At 62.6% G+C, this 1,906-nt stretch carries 3 protein-coding genes; 1 reads left to right on the forward strand and 2 read right to left on the reverse strand.

Going from position 1 to position 1,906, the window contains the following annotated elements; translation table 11 throughout:
* Positions 1 to 250: 250 nt before the first annotated feature.
* Both EN750_RS32185 and EN750_RS41560 read right to left on the reverse strand, forming a co-directional pair.
* The gene (locus EN750_RS32185) at positions 251 to 1,285 is read right to left on the reverse strand and encodes an aspartate-semialdehyde dehydrogenase (RefSeq protein WP_023814446.1); all 1,035 of its coding nucleotides are present in this window, start codon (positions 1,283 to 1,285) and stop codon (positions 251 to 253) included.
* A gap of 107 nt (positions 1,286 to 1,392) precedes the next feature.
* On the reverse strand, positions 1,393 to 1,524 hold the full coding sequence (locus EN750_RS41560; protein ID WP_281062356.1) for a hypothetical protein: 132 nt from the start codon (positions 1,522 to 1,524) through the stop codon (positions 1,393 to 1,395).
* 196 nt (positions 1,525 to 1,720) lie between these two features.
* On the opposite strand from EN750_RS41560, the gene EN750_RS32190 reads away from it, so the two are divergent.
* The coding region (locus EN750_RS32190) for a DEAD/DEAH box helicase (RefSeq protein ID WP_145968120.1) at positions 1,721 to 1,906 on the forward strand (186 nt) is incomplete at its 3' end.

Here is a 1,906-nt window from a genome sequence, read left to right on the forward strand (position 1 = left end):
CTACCACGACCATCTGTTCGTCCCCGCCGACCGGGCGGAGGAAGCGCTGGAGCTGCTGGTTGGGTTGGCGGCTGAGAATCGAAGCTGAGGCTGGTGCTGCCCCTCATCCCCCTGCCGGGACCTTCTCCCCGTGAACGGGGAGAAGGGAGCTAACGGCCAAAGGCCGAACACGCGACTGCGGGCCGCCGATCGTTCGGCGCCCCCGCGGAGGGCCCGCCGCGGCAGCGGCGATACGGCCCGTGAGCGAAAACTAAGCCGCCTTCTTCTTCGGCTGGATCAGGCCGCGCTCGACCAGCAGTTCGGCGATCTGCACCGCGTTGAGTGCGGCGCCCTTGCGCAGATTGTCGGAGACGATCCACATCGACAGGCCATTGTCGATGGTCGAATCCTCGCGGATGCGCGAGATGAAGGTGGCGTCCTCGCCGGCCGATTCCAGCGGCGTGATGTAGCCGCCGTCCTCGCGCTTGTCCAAGACCTGGCAGCCTGGGGCTTCACGCAGGATATCCCGCGCCTCGTCGGCGGTGATCGGCTTTTCGAACTCGATGTTGACCGCTTCCGAATGGCCGATGAACACCGGCACGCGCACGCAGGTCGCCGTCAGCTTGATCTTGGGGTCGAGCATCTTCTTGGTCTCGGCGACCATCTTCCACTCTTCCTTGGTGGAGCCGTCGTCGAGGAACACGTCGATGTGCGGGATGACGTTGAAGGCGATGCGCTTGGTGAACTTCTTGACCTCGACGCCATCGGCGACGAAGACCGCGCGGGTCTGGGTAAAGAGTTCGTCCATACCTTCCTTGCCGGCGCCGGATACCGATTGATAGGTGGCGACGACGACACGCTTGATGGTGGCGAAGTCATGCAGTGGCTTCAATGCCACCACCAGCTGCGCCGTCGAGCAATTCGGATTGGCGATGATGTTCTTGCGCGTGAACAGCGAGATCGCGTCCGGGTTCACTTCCGGCACGATCAGCGGCACGTCCTGGTCGTAGCGGAAGGCCGACGAATTATCGATGACGACGCAGCCCTGCTTGCCGATCTTCGGCGACCATTCCTTGGAGACGCTGCCGCCGGCCGACATGATGCAGATGTCGGTGTCGGAAAAATCATACTGGTCGAGCGTCTTCACCTTCAGCGTGCGGTCGCCGAACGACACTTCCGTGCCCTGGCTGCGCCGCGACGCCAGCGCCACGACTTCGCTTACCGGAAAGCCGCGCTCTTCCAGTATGTTGAGCATTTCCCGGCCCACATTGCCCGTGGCGCCGACGATCGCTACCTTGAAACTCATCGAAAAATCTCCTGTCCCTCTCCGCTTGGTTTTTGGAGAAACCCGCTGGCCGATGCGGGTTCCGTCCCCCGGGCCGAACCCGGGAGAGGGTGGTTAGGCCAAGGGAGTCACACCGTTTTGGTGGTGGTTTTGGCCATAGTTTTGGTTGAACGCAGGAACGCGTGCTCCGACCGTCCGCGAACCATGCTGCCATGGCCGGAGAAGTAGAGTGCATAAAGCGCCATCAAAAGGCCGCGCATCGAAACTGTCCTGTTCGGTGCCGGCTTTTACGCGGTTTGCGTCAAGAGTCAATTGGCGAGCGACGCCGGTTTCCCCTGCGCCCTGTACAATCGCGGCTGCGCGAAGTACGAACGGTCAAGATTGTTTGGCTGGCGCTAGGTCGGCCCCGGCATGTGCTCCATGATGAGCGCGGACCCTAAATTCCGAAAGAGTGAGATGTCCAACTTCGAAGCACTTGTTCCAGCGCTTGCCAGGGCGCTGGAGAAACGCGGCTATTCCGAGCTGACGCCCGTCCAGAAGGCGGTTGTGGCGCCGGAACTCGGCGAGGCCGATGCGCTGGTTTCGGCGCAGACAGGCTCCGGCAAGACGGTGGCCTTCGGCCTCGCTCTGGCGCCGACCTGT

Origin of the sequence: Mesorhizobium sp. M7A.F.Ca.ET.027.03.2.1 (assembly GCF_003999175.1) — a bacterium.
Taxonomy (GTDB): domain Bacteria; phylum Pseudomonadota; class Alphaproteobacteria; order Rhizobiales; family Rhizobiaceae; genus Mesorhizobium.